Annotated in this window: 6 protein-coding genes; 1 reads left to right on the forward strand and 5 read right to left on the reverse strand. The window is 37.0% G+C overall.

The window, feature by feature from the left end:
- Positions 1-20: 20 nt before the first annotated feature.
- Genes J3U09_RS05035 through J3U09_RS05055 form a run of 5 tightly spaced genes read right to left on the reverse strand, consistent with a single transcriptional unit; the run spans position 21 to position 5,046 of the window.
- On the reverse strand, positions 21-1,373 hold the full coding sequence (locus tag J3U09_RS05035; protein WP_267357353.1) for an FAD-binding oxidoreductase: 1,353 nt from the start codon (positions 1,371-1,373) through the stop codon (positions 21-23).
- Positions 1,374-1,386: 13 nt separating this feature from the next.
- Entirely contained in the window at positions 1,387-2,058 is a 672-nt protein-coding gene (locus tag J3U09_RS05040; protein WP_416380034.1) for a methionine ABC transporter permease, read from the reverse strand.
- The gene (locus J3U09_RS05045; RefSeq protein WP_220225878.1) at positions 2,058-3,071 is read right to left on the reverse strand and encodes a methionine ABC transporter ATP-binding protein; all 1,014 of its coding nucleotides are present in this window, start codon (positions 3,069-3,071) and stop codon (positions 2,058-2,060) included. The genes J3U09_RS05040 and J3U09_RS05045 overlap by 1 nt, the downstream gene beginning before the upstream one ends.
- Before the next feature lie 2 nt (positions 3,072-3,073).
- Positions 3,074-3,886 (reverse strand): MetQ/NlpA family ABC transporter substrate-binding protein, encoded by an 813-nt coding sequence (locus J3U09_RS05050; RefSeq protein ID WP_267357354.1) that lies wholly within the window; start codon positions 3,884-3,886, stop codon positions 3,074-3,076.
- Entirely contained in the window at positions 3,871-5,046 is a 1,176-nt protein-coding gene (locus J3U09_RS05055; RefSeq protein ID WP_267357356.1) for a pyridoxal phosphate-dependent aminotransferase, read from the reverse strand. The genes J3U09_RS05050 and J3U09_RS05055 overlap by 16 nt, the downstream gene beginning before the upstream one ends.
- A gap of 687 nt (positions 5,047-5,733) precedes the next feature.
- Between J3U09_RS05055 and J3U09_RS05060 the strand changes: the two genes are divergently transcribed.
- The coding region (locus tag J3U09_RS05060; RefSeq protein ID WP_267357358.1) for a hypothetical protein at positions 5,734-6,046 on the forward strand (313 nt) is incomplete at its 3' end.

Here is a 6,046-nt window from a genome sequence, read left to right on the forward strand (position 1 = left end):
TAATTAAAATACTGCTCGGATTAAATCATCGTCATATAAACCTGATTATTGAGTAAATTCTTCGGATCAAACTGTTGCTTGATAGCGTGCATAAGTTGGCGATTGGCTTTGGGAATAGCATCATTATAATAGCTCACTTTCGCTGTACCAATGCCATGTTCTGCCGAAGGTAATCCACCAAGTTCAAGGCATTTTTGATAAAGAGCTTGATGAACTTGCTGTAGATCGGTATCCCACTGTTTATCATCACGATCATCACGCAAAATGCATAGATGAATATTTCCATCACCAGCGTGACCAAAGGCTAACATGCGTACCTTGGTTTTTGCTTCAAGCTGTTTGGTGAAGTGAATAAAATCAGCAATACGATTTATTGGAACCACAATATCAATTGGATCTTGTTCGGTCACTGCCTCAACCGCTCGCACCAATGAACCGCGAATCGTCCAAATTTGACTAGCTTGATTGCTATCTTCAGCAACAAAATAGTCACAGTCACCTAAATTCGCTAATAATTGCTTACGTTGCTGTTCGACGGATTGTTGATCTGATCCATCAAGCATAATAATCAAATAAGCTTGGCTATTAGGTAGTGGGAATTGAAATCCTGAATACTTTTCGCCCCATTGTGCAACTTTACGTTCCACAAACTCTAGCGCGGTTGGCGTTAGGGTATGTAAAATGGTTGTGATACTGGCAATAGCCTGCTCAATAGTATTAAAACCAACAACAAATGTTTGAGATACTTTCGGCTTGGCGATCAGTTTTAACGTACATTGGGTAATGATGCCTAAAGTACCTTCACTGCCAATAAACAGATGCTTTAAAGCAAGCCCAGTATTGTCCTTAACATTTTTACTGCCAATATTTAACACACTCCCATCTGCCATCACCACCTCAAGTGCTTGCACATAGTCACGAGTTACACCGTATTTTACCGCACGCATCCCTCCTGCATTAGTACTGATATTTCCGCCAATAGTGGAGGTTTTAGCACCCGGATCAGGTGGATAAAAAAGATCATACTGCTCAACAAACTGTTGTAAATCCTGCAATAAAATGCCGGGCTGTACCGTAATAGTGAAAGTTTCCTTGTCTAACTCAACAATCTCATTCATCAATGATAAATCAAGAATAATGCCACCATTAGGAATGGTTGAACCAACTAAATTTGTCCCAGCACCGCGAGTGGTAATATTCAGATTATTGGCATTGGCAAATTTCACCACATCCGCTACTTCTTCGGTCGTTTTAGGATAAACTAATATATCAGCCTGCCCATATTTAAGCTTTAAACCATCGGTCAAGTAGGATTGTGGGATGGCATCTGCCAAAACAATGCGTTTTGAATCTTTAATGATAAGATTGTTCATACTAAATTACCCACTATTTATAGCTTCTATCAAAGTGATTGGCTAACTTGTCACCGAGGTATTGAATCACCATCACAATAAAAATAAGAATAACAATACACAAAATAAGCACCTCGGTTACATAGCGTTGATAACCATAACTGATCGCCAAATCACCAATACCACCGCCACCAACAACCCCAGCCATTGAGCTAAAGCTGATAAGTGAAATTGTGGTAACTGTTGCGTGTCGTATTAATTGCGCCATTGCCTCAGGAAACAATATCCCCAAAATAATACGCATATGTGATGCACCACTTGCTACCGCAGCTTCGATCACGCCTTTATCAATTTGGCTAAAAGCGTTTTCAGCTAACCGTGCATAAAATGCAATAGCGGCAAGTGAAAGCGGTAAAATTACCGCTTTAGGGCCAACTGCGGTATCAACCAATAGCGCGCCTAAAGGTAACACCGTAACCATTAGGATTAAAAATGGAATTGAACGGGTTGCATTGACAATAAAATTCGCAATACTGTTAATGATTCTATTTTTAAAGAAGAATTGATTTGACATTAAAAACAGCAATAATCCGATTAATGTGCCGAAGATCAAACCAGCTAATAATGACCAACTTACCATAATGAATGTCTCGTAAGCGGCTTTCCATAACATTTGCGCTATTTCGTTAATGGTGAGTTTAATCATTAGTTTATTTCCTCAATAATGACTTCTTGATCGGCCAATTTGGTGATTAAATTTTGGATATTAGTCGATTCACCAATCAGCTCGATCACCAAATTACCTAAAGCTTGATTGTCGAAATATTCAATAAACCCATGCAAAATATTAAATGACACACCCGTTTCAATCGCTGATTGATACAGAATTGGCTGGGTAGTGTTTTCGTTAATGTAACGCAAACGGACCAATTTACCTTTCACATTTTGCTTTATAATATCTGGCAAATGGGTATTTTCATCGATATTAAGAAATTCTTGTGTGAATGGCTGTTTAGGGCAGGCAAAAAGGTTAAACGTGGTATTCATTTCGACAATTTCACCTTGTGACATTACTGCAACTCGGTGGCAGATTTTTTTAACCACATCAATTTCATGGGTGATTAAAACAATAGTTAAACCAAATTTTTGATTAAGCTGTTTTAACAAATCAAGAATCGCGCTGGTAGTAGTTGGATCTAAAGCACTGGTGGCTTCATCACACAACAAAATTTTGGCGTCATTAGCCAGCGCTCTGGCAATACCGACTCGTTGCTTTTGCCCACCACTGAGTTCAGCAGGGTAGGCATTCGCTTTATCACTTAACCCAACTAAAGCAAGCAATTCGTTGACTCTATTTTTAACCGCATCGCCTTTTTTACCAGCGGCTTTAAGCACAAAGGCAATATTTTCATAAACGGTTTTTGATGATGCTAAATTAAAGTTCTGAAAAATCATCCCAACATGAAAACGAAACGCTTGCAATTCACGCCCACGTAAGGTTTGTATATCAACACCATTAATAATAACTTGCCCGGACGAAGGTTCAGCAAGCCGATTAAGCGTTCTTACTAAAGTACTTTTTCCCGCACCGCTCGAACCAATGATCCCGAAGATCTCGCCTTGATTGACATCAAACGAGACCTTTTTAACCGCTTCAACAACTTGATCTTTGGCTTTAAATCTTACAGAAACATCTTTTACTTGAATTAAAGTCTGCATAATTAAAATAACTGATAATCAGGTTTTTGGAAGGTATAGAAAATACCGTTTTTATCATTAATGACTTGAGCAAACTCAGGTGATTTAAGCACGTCGATAATGTCTTTACCTAATGTATCTTTTGATTCAGTGCGAATCGCAATAACATTTTTATGATCTTTATCTAACACTTCATGATAAAGCGCCTTAGAAAGATCTAAACCCGCACCAATTGCATAATTACCATTAACCACTGATAACGCAACATTGTCAAGCGAACGTGGAGTTTGTGGTGCTTCAATTGGTACAATCTCTAAACCATAACGGTTTTCGATAATGTTTTTAGGGGTTAAATTGTTTTTATCCACATTTGGATCAAGCTTAATCAACCCAGCTGCTTCTAAAATGCGTAAAGCACGAGCTTCGTTAGTCACATCACTTGAAATAGTCACTTGATCGCCTTGTTTTAATTGCGAAAAGTCAGTAATTTTATTTGAATAAATTCCTGCGCCAGCTGTTGGTACAAAACCAATGGCCATAATATCTAAATTACGCACTTGCTTAAAATTATTAAGATAAGTTAAATGTTGAAATAAATTAACATCAATATCTCTATTTGCTAATGCTAAGTTTGGTTGAACATAATCGCTAAATTCACGAATTTCGATATGGTAACCTTTCTTTTCTAATCCAGGCGCAATAGCTTGTTTAAACATGTCGCCATAAGGACCCGCTGCAACACCAACTGTAATTTGATTCTCTTTTTTAGCATTATCACAACCAGTTAATACTGAAGTTAAAATGACTAAACTTGCCACAATTAATTTTTTAAACATAATAATTTTTCCTTAAGTTTGGATAATCTTTCTAAAGCTGCAATCAGCGTTGGTTCTTGTTTAGCAAAATGGAAACGAATATAACGATATTCAGGATGTTTAAAAAAGGCCGATCCCGGCACAGCTGCTACGCCGACTTCTTTAATTAACCATTCGCAAAATTCAAAATCGGTCTTAAATGGATTAAACGCCGAAATATCCACTAAAACATAATACGCACCTTGAGGCTCATAATAAGCAAGGCCTAACTCATCTAATCCGTTCAAAAATAAACGGCGCTTAGCGGTGTAAGTTTCGGTCAATTGTTGATAATAATCATCCCCTAAAGCTAACCCTGCACAAGCTGCTTTTTGTAGTGGGGCAGCAGCGCCAACGGTAAGAAAATCATGGATCATCTTACAACCATCTATAATCCTTTTATCAGCAATAATATAACCAAGGCGCCAACCGGTTATCGAATAGGTTTTCGACAACGAGCTACAACAAATAGTCCGCTCTTTCATATTTGGAAAACCTGCCAAATAAAGATGTTTATGCGGAGCATAAACCATATGCTCATACACTTCATCGGTAATAATGTAGGCATCAAACTCAATCGCCAATTGACTTATATAATCAAGCTCATCCTTAGTAAATACCTTGCCACAAGGATTGCTAGGATTACATAAAATCAACGCCTTAGCGCCTTGTTCAAAAGCTTCACGAAGTTGCTGTTTATCAAATTCAAATGTCGGCGGGATCAAAGGCACATAAATTGGGGTGGCATCAGAAAGAATGGCGTCCGCTCCGTAATTCTCATAAAACGGCGAAAAGATAATAACTTTATCTTTTGGATTACAAACCGTCATTACCGCACACATCATCGCCTCGGTACTACCACAAGTTACCAACACGTTTTCGTCTGGGTTGATATCAATTTGCATTAACTTTTGTTGCTTTTTAGCTAACAGACGCCGAAACTCAGCCGATCCCCAAGTGATCTCATATTGATGAGGACCACAATCGGCAGCTTGTTTTAATGCATCGATTAAAGGTTTCGGCGGATCAAAATCTGGAAAACCCTGTGACAAATTGATAGCTTGATATTGATTAGCGATCCGAGTCATCCGACGGATAACCGAATCGGAAAAGTGATCGAGTCGATAGGCTAGTTTATGCATTGTTTTTTATATATTAAAATTATGAAGTTGGAGATTATAATATAAATCTTTCTATAACGGTTAAATAATATATTTATATATAGTTATATTTTTTTCTTATAACGGAATCGAAAATAGCGACTAGAATTTGAAAAAGTTGAGGAACGGGGTTTTTGAGCTTCTAAATTCCACTTCAAAATTATTTAATGATCAACATCATTAATTTTAAACGATAAGATAACATTTTTTAAGATCAATAATTATGATTATTAAAGTTTTGTAAATGTTACATTTCCAATTAAAACAATGGGTAGTTGTTTTTCAATCATGTTTTTTCATGATCATCTTTACGAAAGTTAACGATATAAGGTAAAAAAAGTATTGCACCTGGTTTTTTCAGTCACTATACTTTTTGCATAATTTTAGCGGGATAGCTAAAACAATAAATAGAAAAATAGTAAATAAATCATAAATATACTTGACAGGATTGTCGCAGATGTTCTATAATTTTCAACAGGCAACAGGCAACAGGCAACTTGGCCAACCTCTAATTTAAATTCGCTAAACTTAAGCGCTCAATCTTCATTTTTCACAAAAGTTCATTTTTTCGCTAAATTCAGCGAAATTTCCAAAATTTTTGCGCGATCTTTTTTACGATCCTTTAAACGATCTCTTTTATCGGAGTTGATCTTTCTCGGCTTGTTTTTTTTGATCCCTTTATCTAGCCATGCATTAACCTCTAAAACAACCAATATAATTCATGGTAGTGTGCCGTATCTAACTTACGATGGTGGTCATACTCGTATTGTTGATACTGAAGGTTTATTAAGTATTACGCTATCCAATGGAATGCAATACACACCATCAACGAATAATTCATCCAGAACACCAATAGAGTTACCTGAAGTTGGTCAAAGTTTTGCAGATATAGGTATGATGGTGCCAACTAACACTGATTTTGTTGAACTCAATACGCTAGTTGATTCGCCATATAATTATTGGGGAGATGATGATGGAGATG

The organism is Gilliamella sp. B2889 (assembly GCF_026536885.1).
In the GTDB taxonomy this organism is placed as follows: Bacteria; Pseudomonadota; Gammaproteobacteria; order Enterobacterales; family Orbaceae; genus Gilliamella; species Gilliamella apicola_E.